The sequence below is a fragment of the Sphingobium chlorophenolicum genome (assembly GCF_000722875.1).
GTDB lineage: Bacteria > Pseudomonadota > Alphaproteobacteria > Sphingomonadales > Sphingomonadaceae > Sphingobium > Sphingobium chlorophenolicum.
In genome coordinates this window covers 55,990-72,972 of the sequence record NZ_JFHR01000009.1, presented here as the reverse complement: position 1 = coordinate 72,972, position 16,983 = coordinate 55,990, and the positions used below count along the sequence as shown (strand labels likewise).

14 protein-coding genes, 1 tRNA gene and 1 riboswitch are annotated in these 16,983 nt (G+C 65.3%); of the genes, 10 read left to right on the top strand and 5 right to left on the bottom strand.

Annotated features, from left to right (window positions below):
• Window positions 1-38: 38 nt before the first annotated feature.
• A complete protein-coding gene (locus tag BV95_RS05525) occupies window positions 39-920 on the bottom strand; it encodes a LysR substrate-binding domain-containing protein (protein WP_037448486.1) in 882 nt (293 codons plus the stop codon).
• Between the two features lie 337 nt (window positions 921-1,257).
• On the opposite strand from BV95_RS05525, the gene BV95_RS05520 reads away from it, so the two are divergent.
• The 3 genes from BV95_RS05520 (at window position 1,258) to BV95_RS05510 (ending at window position 5,916) form a co-directional block, all read left to right on the top strand.
• Complete coding sequence (locus BV95_RS05520) at window positions 1,258-3,549, top strand: CDC48 family AAA ATPase (protein WP_037448482.1); 2,292 nt, start codon at window positions 1,258-1,260, stop codon at window positions 3,547-3,549.
• A gap of 193 nt (window positions 3,550-3,742) precedes the next feature.
• Entirely contained in the window at window positions 3,743-4,387 is a 645-nt protein-coding gene (locus BV95_RS05515) for a class I SAM-dependent methyltransferase (RefSeq protein WP_037448478.1), read from the top strand.
• Window positions 4,388-4,650: 263 nt separating this feature from the next.
• Window positions 4,651-5,916 (top strand): glutamate-5-semialdehyde dehydrogenase, encoded by a 1,266-nt coding sequence (locus tag BV95_RS05510; protein ID WP_037448475.1) that lies wholly within the window; start codon window positions 4,651-4,653, stop codon window positions 5,914-5,916.
• A 111-nt stretch (window positions 5,917-6,027) separates the two neighbouring features.
• On the opposite strand, the gene kdsA is transcribed toward BV95_RS05510, so the two are convergent.
• On the bottom strand, window positions 6,028-6,849 hold the full coding sequence (kdsA, locus tag BV95_RS05505) for a 3-deoxy-8-phosphooctulonate synthase (RefSeq protein ID WP_037448657.1): 822 nt from the start codon (window positions 6,847-6,849) through the stop codon (window positions 6,028-6,030).
• Window positions 6,850-6,854: 5 nt separating this feature from the next.
• Complete coding sequence (locus BV95_RS05500) at window positions 6,855-7,148, bottom strand: hypothetical protein (RefSeq protein ID WP_037448473.1); 294 nt, start codon at window positions 7,146-7,148, stop codon at window positions 6,855-6,857.
• 22 nt (window positions 7,149-7,170) lie between these two features.
• On the opposite strand from BV95_RS05500, the gene BV95_RS05495 reads away from it, so the two are divergent.
• Complete coding sequence (locus BV95_RS05495) at window positions 7,171-8,298, top strand: hypothetical protein (RefSeq protein WP_037448470.1); 1,128 nt, start codon at window positions 7,171-7,173, stop codon at window positions 8,296-8,298.
• Complete coding sequence (locus BV95_RS05490; protein WP_037448467.1) at window positions 8,295-9,665, top strand: cytochrome P450; 1,371 nt, start codon at window positions 8,295-8,297, stop codon at window positions 9,663-9,665. The genes BV95_RS05495 and BV95_RS05490 overlap by 4 nt, the downstream gene beginning before the upstream one ends.
• A gap of 169 nt (window positions 9,666-9,834) precedes the next feature.
• Here the strand turns inward: BV95_RS05490 and BV95_RS05485 are convergent, their stop codons facing one another.
• Window positions 9,835-10,131 (bottom strand): hypothetical protein, encoded by a 297-nt coding sequence (locus BV95_RS05485; protein WP_037448464.1) that lies wholly within the window; start codon window positions 10,129-10,131, stop codon window positions 9,835-9,837.
• Between the two features lie 84 nt (window positions 10,132-10,215).
• Window positions 10,216-10,326, top strand: a riboswitch (TPP riboswitch).
• Window positions 10,327-10,382: 56 nt separating this feature from the next.
• Between BV95_RS05485 and BV95_RS05480 the strand changes: the two genes are divergently transcribed.
• Window positions 10,383-10,790 carry a DUF2065 domain-containing protein gene (locus BV95_RS05480; protein ID WP_037448461.1) on the top strand — a complete coding sequence of 136 codons (408 nt, stop codon included), beginning with the start codon at window positions 10,383-10,385 and terminating at the stop codon, window positions 10,788-10,790.
• Between the two features lie 11 nt (window positions 10,791-10,801).
• Window positions 10,802-12,670: a phosphomethylpyrimidine synthase ThiC gene (gene thiC, locus BV95_RS05475; RefSeq protein ID WP_037448458.1), complete on the top strand. Its 1,869-nt coding sequence runs from the start codon at window positions 10,802-10,804 to the stop codon at window positions 12,668-12,670.
• A gap of 156 nt (window positions 12,671-12,826) precedes the next feature.
• Here thiC and BV95_RS05470 read toward each other — a convergent pair.
• A tRNA-Gly gene (locus BV95_RS05470) sits at window positions 12,827-12,901 on the bottom strand.
• Between the two features lie 246 nt (window positions 12,902-13,147).
• Between BV95_RS05470 and paoA the strand changes: the two genes are divergently transcribed.
• The 3 genes from paoA to paoC are packed head-to-tail and all read left to right on the top strand — an operon-like array spanning window position 13,148 to window position 16,941.
• Entirely contained in the window at window positions 13,148-13,786 is a 639-nt protein-coding gene (paoA, locus tag BV95_RS05465; RefSeq protein WP_037448454.1) for an aldehyde dehydrogenase iron-sulfur subunit PaoA, read from the top strand.
• Entirely contained in the window at window positions 13,783-14,730 is a 948-nt protein-coding gene (locus BV95_RS05460) for an FAD binding domain-containing protein (RefSeq protein ID WP_037448451.1), read from the top strand. The genes paoA and BV95_RS05460 overlap by 4 nt, the downstream gene beginning before the upstream one ends.
• A gap of 3 nt (window positions 14,731-14,733) precedes the next feature.
• On the top strand, window positions 14,734-16,941 hold the full coding sequence (paoC, locus tag BV95_RS05455) for an aldehyde oxidoreductase molybdenum-binding subunit PaoC (protein WP_037448448.1): 2,208 nt from the start codon (window positions 14,734-14,736) through the stop codon (window positions 16,939-16,941).
• The last annotated feature ends 42 nt before the right edge of the window (window positions 16,942-16,983 follow it).

Below are 16,983 nucleotides of genomic sequence, written 5' to 3'. Positions count from 1 at the left end.
GGCCGAACGAAAAGCGCCAAGGCGTTGATCGGACACTATTATATATCCGCGCCGATCAGCCAGTCGCGGAAGATGCGCACGGCGCGGGTCTGCAATGCGCGGGGGCGGCAAACGAAATAATAGCGATAGGGGCTTTCGACGCGGCTTTCCGGAAACAGCCGGACCAGGCGGGAATCCTGTGCCTCATTATAATGGCTGGCATGCAATATGGCGACGCCCAGCCCCTGGGCCGCCGCCTCCAGCATCAATTGGCCCGAATCATAATTGTCGATCGCCAGCGGTTGCAGGTCGGGCAGGCCCGCCGCTTCCTTCCACGCTTCGAAGGCCAGCGCCATGTCGCGATGGAGCAATATGGTGTGATTGGCCAGTTCCTGCGGCGACGTCAGCGCGTTTGGCGCCTCCAGCAACGCCTTGCGTCCGATCAGATAGACCTCGTCGCGGTCCAGTTCATGGGCGTAGAGCGCCGGGTCGATATCCTTCGCCAGCACGATGGCGGCGTCTAGACCTTCGCCCAGCCGCGCCACGGCATAAGGGGTTGTTTCGATATCGATATGAAGCTGCGGATGCCGCTGGCGCAGCGCCCCCAGATGGGGGAACAGCCGCTGCGTCGCGAACAGCGGCATGACCGCCAGCCGCAGGCGCAACTGGTTGCCGCCGCTCTGGATATTCTCCAGCGCCTGGCTCAGCGAATCCAGCGCCGGGGCGATGTCGTCCAGCAATCGCTGCCCGTCGGCGTTGATCTCCAACGCCTGATGCTTGCGGTCGAACAGGGGGCGGCCGATGAACCGCTCCAGCGCCTGCACCCGGCGGCTGAGCGCCGGAGTCGAGAGCGCAAGTTCCTCCGCAGCCGCCTTGACCGATCCAAGGCGCGCAACCTGCACAAAGGCCTCCAGGGCCGTAAGGGGCGGCAATCTACGCATAAATCGTCAATTCATCTGGCCGGACCGCCGCGACGCGTCATTGCTTCTTCTCAAAACGCCGCGCAACCCCGCTTTCAAGCATCCTTGTTCCACTGAGCAGTAAAAAGGGGCGGTTGGCAAGATGCAAAAATTGCAACTCCTCGATTCTTTTCGCACTTGCGAAAATACATGCCGCACTGCACATAGGAAAGGCCTTTCAGGCATCCTCTCCTAAAACTTTCGGGCTGGCCTTCGGGTCGGCCCTTTTTTTATTCGGTCCGGGCTTCCCTTTGGCCCCTTTCGTTCGGCCCGGACGTTCCCTATCTCGTTACGCAGCGACAAGAACGGGGAAGGCGAAGTGGCCGAAGAAGAAACCGCAGGACGCAGGATACAGGTGGCCAACGCCCGGCCGGAGGATGCGGGGCGCGGCCTTGCGCGGCTGCCGCTGGCGGTGATGGCGGAACTCCATCTGGTCGAAGGCGATGTGATAGAGATCGTTGGAAAGCGCTCCACCCCCGCCCGCGTGGTGCGGCCCTATAAGGAGGATGAGGGGCTGGACGTCCTGCGCCTCGACGGGCTTCAGCGCGCCAATGCCGGGGTCGGATCGGGCGACTTCGTGGCGATTCGGAAGGTCGATCCCCGCCCCGCTCAGCGCGTCGTCTTCGCGCCTGCACAAAATAATCTGCGGCTGCAGGGCAATCCCGAAGCGTTGAAGCGCGTCTTCTTCCAGCGGCCGCTGGCATCCGGCGATATCGTCGCCACGTCCGGGCAGCAGCAGGTTCCCCCCGGCGACATGCCGCCACAATTGCGCCAGATGCTGGCCGCGCCCGCCTATGCGTTGCAGGAAATCCGGCTGGTGGTAGTGTCGACCGTGCCGAAGGGCGTTGTCCATATCGACGCCGATACCGAAGTCGAACTGCGCGCTGAATATGAGGAGCCGCGTGAATCGCGCCGGGCCGACGTCACCTATGACGATGTCGGCGGCATGGCCGACGCCATCGACCAATTGCGGGAGATGGTGGAACTGCCGCTGCGCTATCCTGAACTGTTCGAACGGCTGGGCGTCGATCCGCCCAAGGGCGTGCTGCTCCACGGTTCGCCCGGCACCGGCAAGACCCGGCTGGCCCGCGCCGTCGCCAATGAATCTGAAGCGGAATTCTTCCTGATCAACGGGCCGGAGATCATGGGTTCGGCCTATGGCGAGTCGGAAAAGCAGCTGCGCGAGATTTTCGAAGCCGCCGCCAAGGCTGCCCCGTCGATCCTCTTCATCGACGAAATCGATTCCATCGCGCCCAAGCGCGGCAATGTGACCGGCGAGACGGAAAAGCGTCTGGTCGCGCAGTTGCTGACGCTGATGGACGGGCTGGAACCGCGCACCAATTTGGTCGTCATCGCGGCCACCAACCGTCCGGAAGCGATTGACGAGGCGCTGCGCCGTCCCGGCCGGTTCGACCGGGAGATCATCGTCGGCGTGCCCGACGAGCGCGGGCGGCGTGAGATATTGGGCATCCACACTCGCGGCATGCCCACCGGCGACAAGGTGGACCTGAGCGAACTCGCCCGCATGACCTATGGTTTCGTCGGTGCCGATCTTGCCGCGCTGACCCGCGAGGCGGCGATAGAGGCGGTGCGCCGCTTCATGCCGCGCCTCAATCTGGAGGAAGGGACGATTCCGCCCGACGTGCTGGAGGAACTGTCCGTCACGCGGGAGGATTTCATGGCCGCGATCAAGCGCGTCCAGCCCTCCGCCATGCGCGAGGTGATGGTGCAGGCGCCGAACATCGGCTGGGCCGATATCGGCGGGCTGGACGACGCGCAGATGCGTTTGAAGGAAGGGGTGGAACTGCCGCTCAAAGACCCGGACGCCTTCCGCCGCATCGGCATCCGCCCGGCCAAGGGCTTCCTGCTCTACGGCCCGCCCGGCACCGGCAAGACCTTGCTGGCCAAGGCCGTGGCGCGGGAGGCGCAGGCCAATTTCATCGCTACCAAATCATCCGACCTGCTCAGCAAATGGTATGGGGAAAGCGAACAGCAGATCGCCCGCCTCTTCGCCCGCGCAAGGCAGGTGGCGCCGACGGTCATCTTCATCGACGAACTGGACAGTCTGGTTCCGGCGCGCGGCGGGGGCCTTGGCGAGCCGCAGGTGACGGAGCGGGTGGTGAACACCATCCTGGCCGAGATGGACGGGCTGGAGGAATTGCAGTCAGTCGTCGTCATCGGCGCGACCAACCGGCCGACGCTGATCGATCCGGCGCTGCTGCGGCCGGGGCGGTTCGATGAGCTGATCTATGTCCCGGTGCCCGATCAGGCCGGGCGCAGGCGCATATTGTCCATCCATACCGGCAAGATGCCGCTGGCCGACGATGTTGATCTGGACCTGCTGGCGGAGCGCACCGAGCGTTTCACCGGCGCCGATCTGGAGGATCTGGTTCGGCGCGCCGGTCTGATCGCCCTGCGCCAGTCGCTGTCGGTGGACAAGGTGACGCAGGCCCATTTCGAAGCCGCGCTGGAGGACACCCGCGCCTCCGTCACGCCGGAAATGGAGCGCGAATATGAGCAGATCCAGGCGACGCTGAAGCAGAGCGTGATGCAGGTCGATCCTATCGGCTTCGTCGCGCCCGGCATGTTGCGGGCGCGCGGTAAGGATTGATCCGACGGTCCCTCCCCCCGCGCACAGTGTTCCTGCGAAGGCAGGAACCCAGTTCCGACGTTGGAGCTAGGTTCCTGCCTTCACAGGAACACGTGGCGCTTAACTCCATCGATTTCACCCCTCCACCGCGAAGGCGCTTGCATGCCCGTGCGATTTTTGCGAGTCGACGGGCAAGGCAGACAGGCGAGAATGAATGGCCTCCATTCCTTTGAAGAAGAAAAATCGGGTCCACCCCGGAAAACGGTCCACCACTTTCCTGGGCCAGTGGAGCATGTTCCTCCGGCAGTTCATCAAGCATCCGGGCATGATCGGGTCGGTCATCCCGTCCTCCCAAAAGCTCGTCGACAGCATGCTGGACGGCGTGGATTGGCAGCGGACCCGGCTGTTCGTGGAATATGGGCCGGGCGTCGGTACTTTCACGCGGCCTATTCTCGACCGGCTGCATCCTGACGCGACCCTGCTCGCGATCGACCTCAATCTCGATTTCGTCGCCTATCTGGAGGCGGAGATCGCCGATCCCCGGCTGCGCATCGTCCACGGTTCCGCCGCCGACGTCCGCCGTTTCATCAAGGAATCGGGCTATGCCCAGGCGGATTATGTCCTGTCCGGCATACCCTTCTCCACCCTGCCCGATGGCGTGGGGGAGGCGATCTGTGCCGAAACCCGCTCGGTCCTGAAGGATGGCGGGGCTTTCCTAGTCTATCAATATTCCGGCTATATGCGCCGCCTGCTCTCCCCCCTGTTCGAGGAGATCAGGGAGCGGGTCGAATGGCGCAATATTCCGCCCTGCCGGATGTTCGTCGCGATGAAGCGGCAAATCCTGGCCCAAGCGGCCTGATCGTTTCTCTTAACCTTTGAATTAACTATATTTTATGGGAATTTTTTACGGCTTTGGCGCGCCTATACCCTGTTTGGGGTATGCGTCGGCCTGGGCGGGTCGCTAGGCGTTCGGAATAGGCAGTTCCTTCTGCCTGCTGGCAGCCGGGCCATATTGCGACCCATGGCCCGGTTGTCGGCATCCGTCCTGTCGCATCCGCAACGACGGTTTCGCTTTGACCCGCTTCATGATAAGCCCCGGCGCGAAACACGGCGAGATAGTTGATGAACGACCTGACCCAGACTCCTGAAATGCTGATCGCGACCATGGGCGCGCGCGCCCGCGCCGCGGCGGCGCAGCTTTCCACCGCCAGCGACGCGCAGAAGATCGACGGGCTGCGCCGCGCCGCGCAGGCGTTGCGGGATCAGGCGCCGCAGATCATCGCCGCCAATGCCCGCGACATGGAAAATGCCGCCGCCAACGGCCTGTCGCCCGCGATGCTCGACCGGCTGAAGCTGGACGAGGACCGCGTCCTCGCGACTGCGGCTGGCGTCGATCAGGTGGCGACCCTCGTCAATCCGCTGGGCAGCGTGATCGACAGGTTGGTCCGCCCCAACGGCATGGAGCTTTCCCGCGTCCGCGTGCCGCTGGGCGTGATCGGCATCATCTATGAAAGCCGCCCCAATGTGACCGCCGATGCGGCTGCGCTCTGCCTGCGCGCCGGGAACGCCGTGATCCTGCGCGGCGGCAGCGAGGCGAAGGAAAGCAACCGCGCCATCCACGCCGCCATGGCGGAGGGCATCGCCGCTGCCGGCCTGCCCGCCGACGCGGTGCAACTGGTCCCCACCACGGACCGCGCCGCCGTGGGCGCGCTGCTGAAAGCCGCCGAGTTCATCGACCTGATCGTGCCCCGCGGCGGCAAGAGCCTGGTCGCCCGCGTGCAGGAAGAGGCGCGGGTGCCCGTGCTCGCCCATCTGGACGGCATCAACCACAGCTATGTCGACGGCGCGGCCGATCCGGACATGGCGCAGAAGCTGGTGGTGAACGCCAAGATGCGCCGCACCGGCATTTGCGGCGCGACCGAGACGGTGCTGATCGACAAGGGCTTCGCGCAGGCGCCCGCCATCGTGAAGGCGCTGCTCGACGCAAAATGCGAAGTGCGCGGCGATGAAGCTGTGCAGGCATTGGACGGCCGCGTCGTGGCCGCGTCGGACGAGGATTGGGATACCGAATATCTCGACGCCATCGTATCGGTGCGGATCGTGGATGGGCTGGACGAAGCGCTCGCCCATATCGCCGCCCATGCCAGCCACCATACCGATGCGATCATCACCGAGGATGCCGAGCGGGCGGGGCGTTTCCTGAACGCGGTCGACAGCGCCATCGTGATGTGGAACGCCTCCACCCAATTCGCGGACGGTGGCGAGTTCGGACTGGGCGCGGAGATCGGCATTTCGACGGGACGCCTTCATGCGCGGGGACCGGTGGCGCTGGAAGGCCTCACCACCTACAAATGGCTGGTACGCGGAACGGGCCAAGCGCGGCCTTAACCGGCCCAACCCCACCTCCGTTCGCCCTGAGCTTGTCGAAGGGCTGCTCTTCTCTTCAAGAAGAAAAGGGCTTCGACAGGCTCAGCCCGAACGGGGAGGGGATTGGCTCGCTTACCCCTTCACCACCTCATCGATGGTCTTCAGCTTCTCCAGCAGCGGCCCGACCCATTCGATGGGCAGCATCACCGGTCCGTCCGAGGGCGCGTTGTCCGGATCGTCATGCGCCTCGGCAAACACCGCCGCCACGCCCGCCGCAACGGCGCTTCGCGCCAGCACCGGCGCGAATTCCCGTTGCCCGCCCGAAGCCGATCCCAACCCGCCCGGCTGCTGTACCGAATGGGTGGCGTCGAACACCACCGGATAGCCGGTCTGCGCCATCACCGGCAGCGCCCGCATGTCGCTGACCAGCGTATTATAGCCGAAGCTCGCCCCGCGCTCCGTCAGCAATATCCGCTCATTGCCGGTCGACGCGACCTTCTGCGCCACCGCCGCCATGTCCCAAGGGGCCAGAAACTGCCCCTTCTTCACATTGACCACCGCGCCGGTCCGCCCCGCCGCCAGCAGCAGATCGGTCTGGCGGCACAGAAAGGCGGGAATCTGCAGGATATCGACAGCTTCTGCCGCCGCCTCGACCTGCCCGGCCTCATGCACGTCGGTCAGCACCGGGCAGCCGAACGCCGCCTTCACCTCCGCCAATACCGCCAGTCCCGCATCGATCCCCACGCCCCGCTGGCCCGATACGGAGGTCCGGTTCGCCTTGTCGAAGGAGGATTTGAAGATGAACGGCACCCCGGCCTTCGCCGCCGCGCCGGACAGCTTTTCCGCCATCATCATCGCGTGATCGCGGCTCTCGATCTGGCATGGGCCGGAGATCAGGACGAAGGGCAAATCGTTGCCCACCGTAACCGGCCCGATGGAAACATGTCTGGTCATGCTGTTCACTTCGGCGCTTTCACGAAGCGGCGCAAGAGCTGCCCCCGCCACAGCCCCTTGCCGGGGTGATAATTCCAGCAGAACCACCCGAAACACAGGCAGGCCAGCAGCGAAGGCAGGGCCATCGGATCGCCTTCCCCCTTCATATGGCGATAAAAGGCCAGGTCCGCCCGCCACCGGTCCCGCTCGCTGCCGCCGCCATTGATGCCATAGGCATTGTCATGGCGCCGACAGCCGATGTTTCGGTTGTATTTGCGGTGGTCTATGAAATAGCAGTAGTCGCGTTCGGGTGTCGTCATGGCCCGATGTGGAACAGGGGCCATGGAAAAGTTCAAGCGCAAACTCTTCTATCTCGGCGGATTCGACCCGCGCGGGGTGCGTTTCTACCACCAGATGTATCGCGAGCAGGCGGAAAGCTACACGCGGCTGTCGGGCGAACGGGTGGAGGTGAGCGCCCGCCGCTCCGGCCCGGCCTCGTCCGCCCGCTGGACCGTCACCAACCACAGTGCCGGGGTGGAGACCGACTATGAATTCCTCCGCTGGGAGGATCTGGTCGGCAAGGTCTGGATTCGCAATCCGCTGCTGCTGGCGTGGCGCTCCATCGCCACCTACAGCGCCCATGCCCGGCACATGCAGTTTCTGCGGATGCGCAAACTGCGTCCGGGGCCGGTCATCACCATCCTCTATCCGCCCGTGCTGGCGGTGCTGATCCCGCTGCTTCTGGCGCTGATCCCCGCGCTGACGCTCTCGCCGCTGATGCCTTTCTGGGCTGCGGCGCTGATCGGCATCGGCATCAGCGCGCTTTTCTCCGGCCGCCTGCTCGACAAGCTGATCGTGCCCTGGCTGCTGCGCTTCATGGCATATAACCACAGCGTCGCCGCCGACGGCCCCGGCGCGGAGATGGAGGCCCGCCTCGACCAGTTCGCCGCCCGCATCGTGAAGGAAATGGACGGCTCCTGGGACGAGTTGATCTTCGCCTCCCACAGCAACGGCACCATCTATGCGATGAGCGTGCTGCGCCGCATCCTCGAACTGCGCGGGAACAGGCCTTTGCCTGCCAATTTCACCGTCCTGACGCTGGGCCAGGTGGTTCCCGTCATCGCGCTGCGCAAGGACGCCCGCTGGTATCATGCGGACCTAAAGGCGCTGGACGACAAGCCCTTCCGCCTGGTCGACTTTTCCGCACCGCCGGACGGCGCGGCCTATCATGGCGTGCATCCGGTCCACCTCGTCTCGGACCGATGCGTAGCCCGTGTGGACCTGCTCTCGCCGCGCTTCCACCTCTTCTACGATCCGGAAAATTATCATGGCGGCTGGTCGAACAAATATGAGGCGCATTTCGACTATCTGCGCGTGGGCGACCGCCTCTCGCCGGTGGATTATGTCAGCCTGACCGCAGGCCGCCGCACCATAGACGAAGCCATAGCGCAGTTCAGGACGATCCCGTGACGCAGCCCTTCACCCCCCCTTATCCCGAACCGCCCCGGACCAAGCGCGGCCTGATGAAGCGCTTCCTGCGCGGCTGGCATAGCTGGATTCATGTGCTGTTCGAGAAAAGCTATACGATGAAGCTGGGCGAAATCCGCATGCCCGGCCAGACCATGTATATCGCCAACGAACTGCCGCTGGTGGACCAGATATTGCGCGGCGGCACGGCCTATCCCAAGCATCGCGAGCTGGTCCGCAACCTGTCGCCGCTGATCGGCAACTCGGTCTTTTCCGCCAATGGGGAGGATTGGGAAAGCCAGCGCGCCATGGTGAACCCGGCCTTCGCCCATACCGCGCTCAACCGCTCCATGCCGCTGATGGTGGCCGCCGCCGACGACCTGCTCGCCCGGCTCGATGCGGCGGACAGGGGCAAGCCGGTCGATATCGACCCGATGATGACCCATGTCGCCGCCGACATCATCTTCCGCACGCTCTTCTCCGAAGCGCTGGACGAACGCCGTTCCAACATCATTCACACCGCCTTCGGCAAGTTCCAGCGGCTCGCTCACAGCGCCTCGATGCTGCGCCTCTATGGCTTTCCGGCGCGCTGGTTCGAGAAGCGGTCGCTCAATCCTGCCAAGGCGATCCACGATGTCTTCCGCCCCATTGTCGAGACCCGTTATGAGGGCTTCCATCAACGCGGCGAAGCCCCGCATCGCGACATACTCCAGTCGCTGATCGAGGCGAAGCATCCGGAAACCGGCGATCCCTTCACCCTGCAACAGGTGATGGATCAGGTCTCGACCGTCTTCCTCGCCGGTCATGAGACGTCGGCCAGCACCATGACCTGGGCGCTCTACATGCTGGCGGAATGCAGCCATATCCAGAGCGCCGCCCGCGCCGAAGTGTCGCAAATCGCCGGGGATGCGCCGCTCGCCGCGTCGATGCTCAAGGATATGGGCGCGATCCGCAACATCTTCCGCGAGACGTTGCGCCTCTACCCGCCGGTCGCCTTCTTCCCCCGCGAAGTGACCTGCCCGATGCCGATGCGCGACAAGCAGTTGGAGGAAGGCGCGATGCTGGTCGTCGCGCCGTGGCTCACCCAGCGCAACAAAGACAACTGGGCCTGCCCGCACAGCTTCGACCCCGCCCGCTTCGAAGACCCCGCCAATGCGGAGATGGTGAAGCAGGCCTGGTTCCCCTTCGGCCGCGGGCCGCGCGTGTGCGTGGGGGCGGGCTTCGCGCAGCAGGAGGTGATGACGGTGATCGCCTCGGTGGTCCGCCGCTATCGCCTGTCGGTGCCGGAGAGGTTCAAGCCGGAACCGATCAGCCGCCTGACGATCCGGCCGAGGACGGGGATGAAGCTGATGTTCGAGGCGGTGGGCTGAAAGGGTGAGGCGAACCTCTCCTATTCCTCCCCATCGAGAGATGGGGAGGGGGACCGGCCGAAGGCTGGTGGAGGGGAATGGGGCACGACCTCCGAATCTTCCCCTCCACCACTCGCTTCGCGAGCGGTCCCCCTCCCCACGCTTCGCGTAGGGAGGATTTCCAAGCCTCTCACCCCTTGATCCGCCCCACCATGGCTTGCCCCGCCACCCTCTGTCGCAGATAGCGCCGCTTCAGCACCACACTCATCACCAGCAGCGGCACGCCCACGATGATGCACAGCGCTCCCAGCATCGGCGGCCAAAGCCCGAACAGGCTATGCACATTTAGCGCGGAGGGCGTCAGCAGCAGCAGAAACCCGGCCGTCAGCAGCCACAATCCCCAGCGGCGCGGCCTGACCGCCACCATGCGCATCTCATGCCGGTGCGCCTTGCGCCCTTCCTTCGTCGACAGATCGGGATGCTTCATCGCATGCCACTAAAGCGGAAAAGCCCGCCAACTGTCCAGCGCGACAACGGGGCTTCCGCTCGCGCCCGGCATCGGCTACACGCAAAGCCATCCCCGGGGGACCGTCCACAGACGGTTGAGAGGCGGCTGACGTGGCCGCGACCCGCTGAACCTGATCCGGATAAGACCGGCGTAGGGAGGGAACGGCCTGTTCGCATTCGGCAGCCCGGGCCCGTCCTCCGCCCCAGAGCGCAAGAGAAGGACGGCACGACATGGACACGATCTCCGTTCTGACCCTGCGTCTGGCCGAAGCCATCGGCCTCTATATGATCGTCGTCGGCATAGGCGGCCTCACCGCGCCGCAGCGCTGGCGGCAGATGATGGACGATCTGGACCGCTCGCCGGGGCAGGTCATGGCGCTGGGCTTCCCGGTTTTCGCGGTCGGCGCGGCATTGGTGCTGATCCACAGCATCTGGCGCGATCCGCTGTCCATCATCATTTCGGCCATCGGCTATGTAGCGCTGATCGAAGGCGCGCTGCTGCTCGCCATTCCCGGTCCGCTTCTCCGGATCGGCCGCTGGTCCCTCAACTTCACCCGCGCCTGGGCGATCCTCAGCATCGTCCTCGGCATCCTCCTCTTCCTCGCCGGCCTTACGGGCCGCGCCACCGTCATCGCCTGAAAGGAACCCAAATGGCCGACGTCCCAGCTCGCACCGAAATGCGCGTCACCACCGGCCCCATCCGGGGCAGCCGCAAGATCCATGTCGGCCCGCTCAAGGTCGCCATGCGCGAGATCGATCTGGAACCCGGCAGCGGCGAAGCGCCGGTCCGCGTCTACGACACATCCGGTCCCTACACCGATCCCAACGCCCGCATCGACATCATGGCGGGCCTGCCCGCGCTGCGCCGGGACTGGATTATCGGCCGGGGCGATGTGGAGGAATATGACGCCCGCGCCATCCAGCCGGAGGATAATGGGCTGAAAGGCCCCGACCGCAGCGGCGGCGTCCAGCCCTTCCCCAACACCATCAAGCGGCCCCTCCGCGCCAAGGCGGGGGCCAATGTCAGCCAGATGCACTATGCCCGCCGCGGCATCATCACGCCGGAGATGGAATATGTGGCGGAGCGCGAGAATCTCGGCCGCGCCCGTCTGGCCGAATATGTCCGCGACGGCCATGACTGGGGCGCGGAAATCCCCGACTATGTGACGCCCGAATTCGTCCGCGAGGAAGTGGCACGTGGCCGGGCCATCATCCCGTCCAACATCAACCACCCGGAATCGGAGCCGATGGCCATCGGCCGCAATTTCCTGGTGAAGATCAACGCCAATATCGGCAACAGCGCCGTCGCCTCCGACGTGGCGTCCGAAGTCGACAAGCTGGTCTGGTCGATCCGCTGGGGCGCCGACACGGTCATGGACCTGTCCACCGGCCGCAACATCCACGACACCCGCGAATGGATCATGCGCAACTCGCCCGTGCCCATCGGCACCGTGCCTATCTATCAGGCGCTGGAGAAGGTCGGCGGCATTGCCGAGGAACTGACCTGGGAAATCTTCCGCGACACGCTGATCGAGCAGGCCGAGCAGGGCGTCGACTATTTCACCATCCATGCGGGCGTGCGCCTGCCCTATATCCCGATGACGGCCAAGCGCGTCACCGGCATCGTCTCGCGCGGCGGGTCGATCATGGCGAAATGGTGCCTCGCGCACCACAAGGAAAGCTTCCTCTACGAGCATTTCGACGAGATCACCGAGATCATGAAGGCCTATGACATCGCCTATTCGCTGGGCGACGGCTTGCGTCCCGGCTCCATCGCCGACGCCAATGACGAGGCGCAGTTCGCCGAACTCTACACGCTGGGCGAACTCACCAAGCGCGCCTGGGATCAGGATGTGCAGGTGATGATCGAAGGGCCGGGCCATGTGCCCATGCACAAGATCAAGCAGAATATGGACAAGCAGCTTGAGGCCTGCGGCGAAGCGCCCTTCTACACGCTTGGGCCGCTCACCACCGACATCGCACCGGGCTATGACCATATCACGTCCGGCATCGGCGCGGCGATGATCGGCTGGTACGGCACGGCGATGCTTTGCTACGTCACGCCCAAGGAGCATCTGGGCCTGCCCGACCGCGACGACGTGAAGGTGGGCGTGGTGACCTACAAGCTCGCCGCCCACGCCGCCGATCTGGCGAAAGGCCATCCCGCCGCCAAGGTCCGCGACGATGCGCTATCCCGCGCCCGTTTCGAATTCCGCTGGCGCGACCAGTTCAACCTGTCGCTCGACCCCGACACGGCGGAGAAATATCACGACCAGACGCTCCCGGCGGAGGGCGCGAAGAGCGCGCATTTCTGCTCCATGTGCGGTCCGAAATTCTGCTCGATGAAGATCACGCAGGAGGTGCGCGACTTCGCGGCGAAGCAGAACCAGCCTGCGGATAGCTTCATCGCGGCCACGACCGAAGAGGAAGCGGAAAAGGGCATGGCCGAAATGAGCGCCCTCTATCATCAAACCGGTCGTGAACTTTATATGGGAGCTGGCGACCGCGAACATGATTGAGGCGACCGTCCAATAATGTCCGACGCGTGGCGGGGGCCATCCGGCTCCCGCCACGCGCTGCGTCGGTCACAGAGCCTGTCGGCGGCTGGCATCAGGACCATCGGTCCGACGCATCGCGGCCCCTCAGGGCTATTTTTCTGCTGATTTCTGGAAATCTGGAGCGGGCGAAGGGATTCGAACCCTCGACCCCAACCTTGGCAAGGTTGTGCTCTACCCCTGAGCTACGCCCGCTCTGGCGGCCGGAGGAAGTGTCCCTCTCGGCGGGTGGGGGGCAACTAGCAGCGGCTTCCTACCTCGGCAAGGGAGAATTTGCACAAAATCATTTTTTTCCGCCTGATCCCTTTTTGCGTAAGAAGGGCGCGCAATCTTGCATCTTGGCTTGGCGTGGCCATCTGCTACTCTTTCGCCGATCAGATCTATGCAACGATGGATGTCATCGCCTCCACTTCGTTCGGAGGGGCAAAGGAGTAGCATCGCATGCCGGAACCGTTGTCGCGTCGCGGCCTTTTGCAGGGCAGCGCCGCTGCCGCCGTCGCCATTCCCGTGCTGGGCGAGGCGCAGGCCGCCGCCCCCGGCCGTCCGGGACGCCAGAAGGAACAGGCCCGGATGAACGCCGTAGGACTGACCGTGAATGGCCGCGAGGTGCATCTGCAACTCGACCCCCGCACCACCCTGCTCGATGCCCTGCGCGAGCATCTGCACCTGACCGGCACCAAGAAAGGCTGCGACCATGGCCAGTGCGGCGCCTGCACGGTGATCGTGGAGGGACGGCGGATCAATAGCTGCCTCACCCTGGCCGTTATGCATGAAGGCGATCATGTGACCACTATCGAGGGACTCGGCACGCCCGAAAAGCTCCATCCGATGCAGCGCGCCTTCATCACCCATGACGGCTATCAATGCGGCTATTGCACGCCGGGCCAGATCTGCTCGGCGGTGGCGGTTCTGGAGGAGATTGAGGCGGGCATCCCCAGCCATGCCACCGAAGATCTCGACCGCGTCGCCTTTTCGGACAGTGAGGTGCGCGAGCGGATGAGCGGCAATATCTGCCGCTGCGCCGCCTATCCCAACATCGTCGCGGCGATCCGCGAGGTTGCAGGGGAGGATAAGGCATGAGGCCCTTCACCTACAGCCGCGCCGCCAGCGTCGAGGAGGCGGCGAAGACCGCCGCCACCCAGGGCGCGCGCTTCATCGCGGGCGGCACCAATCTGCTCGACCTGATGAAGCTCCAGATCGAGACGCCGACCCATCTGATCGACGTCAATCATCTCGGCCTCGACCGTATCGAGCCGACCGCGGAAGGCGGCCTGAAAATCGGGGCGATGGTCCGCAATACCGATCTGGCCGCCGACAAGACCGTGCGCCGCGATTATGCGGTGCTGAGCCGCGCCTTGCTGGCGGGCGCTTCGGGACAGCTTCGCAACAAGGCGACGACGGGCGGCAACCTGCTCCAGCGCACTCGTTGCCCCTATTTCTACGACACGCGCATGCCCTGCAACAAGCGCCAACCCGGCAGCGGCTGCGGCGCGATCAAGGGCATGAGCCGCAGCCTGGCGATCCTGGGCACCAGCGACGCCTGCATCGCGCAGCACCCGTCCGACATGGCGGTGGCGCTTCGCCTGCTGGACGCGCAGGTCGACGCGGTGGGCGCCGACGGAGGCCGCCGGTCCATCCCGATCGCGGACTTCCACCTGCTGCCCGGCGAGACTCCGCATATCGAAAATGCGCTGAAACCCGGCGAACTCATCACCTCCGTCACCCTGCCCAAGCCGTTGGGCGGCACCCATGTCTATCGCAAGGTGCGCGACCGGGCCTCCTATGCCTTCGCGCTGGTGTCCGTCGCGGCGGTGTTCGGAAAGGATGGCCGGTCGCGCTTCGCTTTCGGCGGCATAGGGGCCAAGCCATGGCGCACCGATGCCGCCGACGCGGCGGCTCCCTCCGGCGCTGCGGCGGTTGCGGAGGCGGCGCTGAGCGGCGCGCGGCCCACCGCGCAAAACGCGTTCAAGCAGCAATTGACCGCCCGCACCCTCGCCTCGCTCTACCGTCAGAAGGGGGCCTGAGCCATGAAGTTCGACACGCCAGCCACCACTAATCCCATCGACCGGGGCCGCGTCATCGGCATTCCCCATGACCGGATCGACGGCCCCGCCAAGGTCACCGGCACCGCCCCCTATGCCTATGAACGGCACGACGCCGCGCCCAACGCCGCCTATGGCTGGATCGTGGGATCGGCCATCGCCAAGGGGCGGATCGGCGCCATCGATCTGCGCGCCGCCGAGGCCGCGCCCGGCGTTCTGGGCATCGTCACGCACCAGAATGCGGGACCGCTCGGCAAGGGCAATTTCAACACCGCCCATCTGCTCGGCGGCCCGCAGATCGAACATTATGAGCAGGCGGTGGCGCTGGTGATCGCGGACACGCTGGAAAACGCCCGCGACGCCGCCCGGCTGGTCCGCATCGACTATGCGCCCGAACAGGGCCGCTTCGACCTGGCGGCGGAGCGGGACAAGGGCGTTCCGCCCCCGCCCGGCTTCGGCGGCCCCGCCGACACCAAGACCGGCGATTTCGAGGCCGGTTTCGCCAAGGCGGCGGTGAAGATCGACCAAAGCTACACCACGCCCGACCAGAGCCATGCGATGATGGAGCCGCATGCGACCACCGCCGCCTGGAACGGCGACAAGCTCACGCTGTGGACATCGAACCAGATGATCGCCTGGAGCGTGGGCGAGATGGCGAAGACGCTGAAAATCCCGCCGGAAAATATCCGCCTCGTCTCGCCCTATATCGGCGGCGGCTTCGGCGCGAAGCTGTGGGTGCGCGCCGACGCGCTGCTGGCGGCGCTGGGTTCGCGCATGATCGGCCGCCCGGTCAAGGTCGCCATCGCCCGGCCGCAAATCCCCAACAACACCGTCCATCGGCCCGCCACCATCCAGCGCATCCGCATCGGCGCCGACAAGCAGGGCGTGATCGACGCCATCGCCCATGAGGTCTGGTCGGGCGACTTGCCCGGCGGCGGCGCGGAAACGGCGGCGCAGCAGACGCGCCTGCTCTATCGGGGGCCGAACAGGCTGACGACGCACCGCCTGTCGACGCTCGACCTGCCGGAGGGCAACGCCATGCGCGCCCCTGGGGAGGCGGTGGGCCTGCTCGCGCTGGAAGTCGCGATGGACGAACTGGCGGAGGCCTGCGGCGTCGATCCGGTCGAACTGCGCATCCGCAACGATGTGCAATATGACCCGGAAGCCGGACCGCAGCGCCCCTTTTCCAGCCGCAAGCTGATCGAATGCCTGCGTGAAGGCGCGGAACGTTTCGGCTGGAACCGCCGTAATCCCAAGCCGGGGCAGGTGCGCGACGGGCGCTGGCTGGTCGGCATGGGCGTGGCGTCCGCCTTCCGCAACAATCTGGTGGGCAAATCGGGCGCGCGCATCGGCGTTGATGCCGAGGGGCATGTCATCGTCGAAACCGACATGACCGACATCGGCACCGGCAGCTACACCATCATCGCCCAGACCGCGGCGGAAATGATGGGCGTTCCGCTGGAGGCCGTGACCGTGCGTCTGGGCGATAGCCGCTTCCCCGTATCCGCCGGGTCGGGCGGCCAGTGGGGCGCGAACAGTTCCACGGCGGGCGTCTATGCCGCCGCCATGGCCCTGCGCGCCAAACTGGCGGAAAAGGCGGGCTTCCCGGCGGACAAGGCGCTGTTCGAGGATGGGCTGATACGCCTGGGCAACCAGTCCCAGCCGCTGGCTACGCTGGCGGGTCGGGAGGGCCTGTGGGCGGAGGACAGCATGGAATTTGGCGACCTCGACAAACGCTATGCGCAGGCGACCTTCGGCGCGCATTTCTGCGAAGTGGGCGTGGACATCGACACCGCGGAGGTGCGCGTTCGCCGCATGGGCGGGGCCTTTGCCGCCGGGCGCATCCTCAACCCCAAATCGGCGCGCAGCCAGGTAATCGGCGCGATGACCATGGGCGTGGGCGCGGCGCTGATGGAGGAACTGAGCGTCGACACCCGTTTCGGTTTCTTCGTCAATCACGACATGGCCGAATATCTGGTGCCGGTGCATGCCGACATCCCGCAGCAGGACGTGCTGTTCATCGACGAACTGGACGACAAAAGCTCGCCCATGAAGGCGAAGGGCGTCGGCGAACTGGGCATTTGCGGGGCGGGGGCGGCAGTCGCCAACGCGATCTACAACGCGACGGGGGTGCGGCTGCGCGATTATCCCCTGACCATCGACAAGATATTGGCGGCGCAAAGGGTCGCTTGAACTTCTCAGGCGGCGTCCCTAGTCCCTCTCCCAAAGATAGGG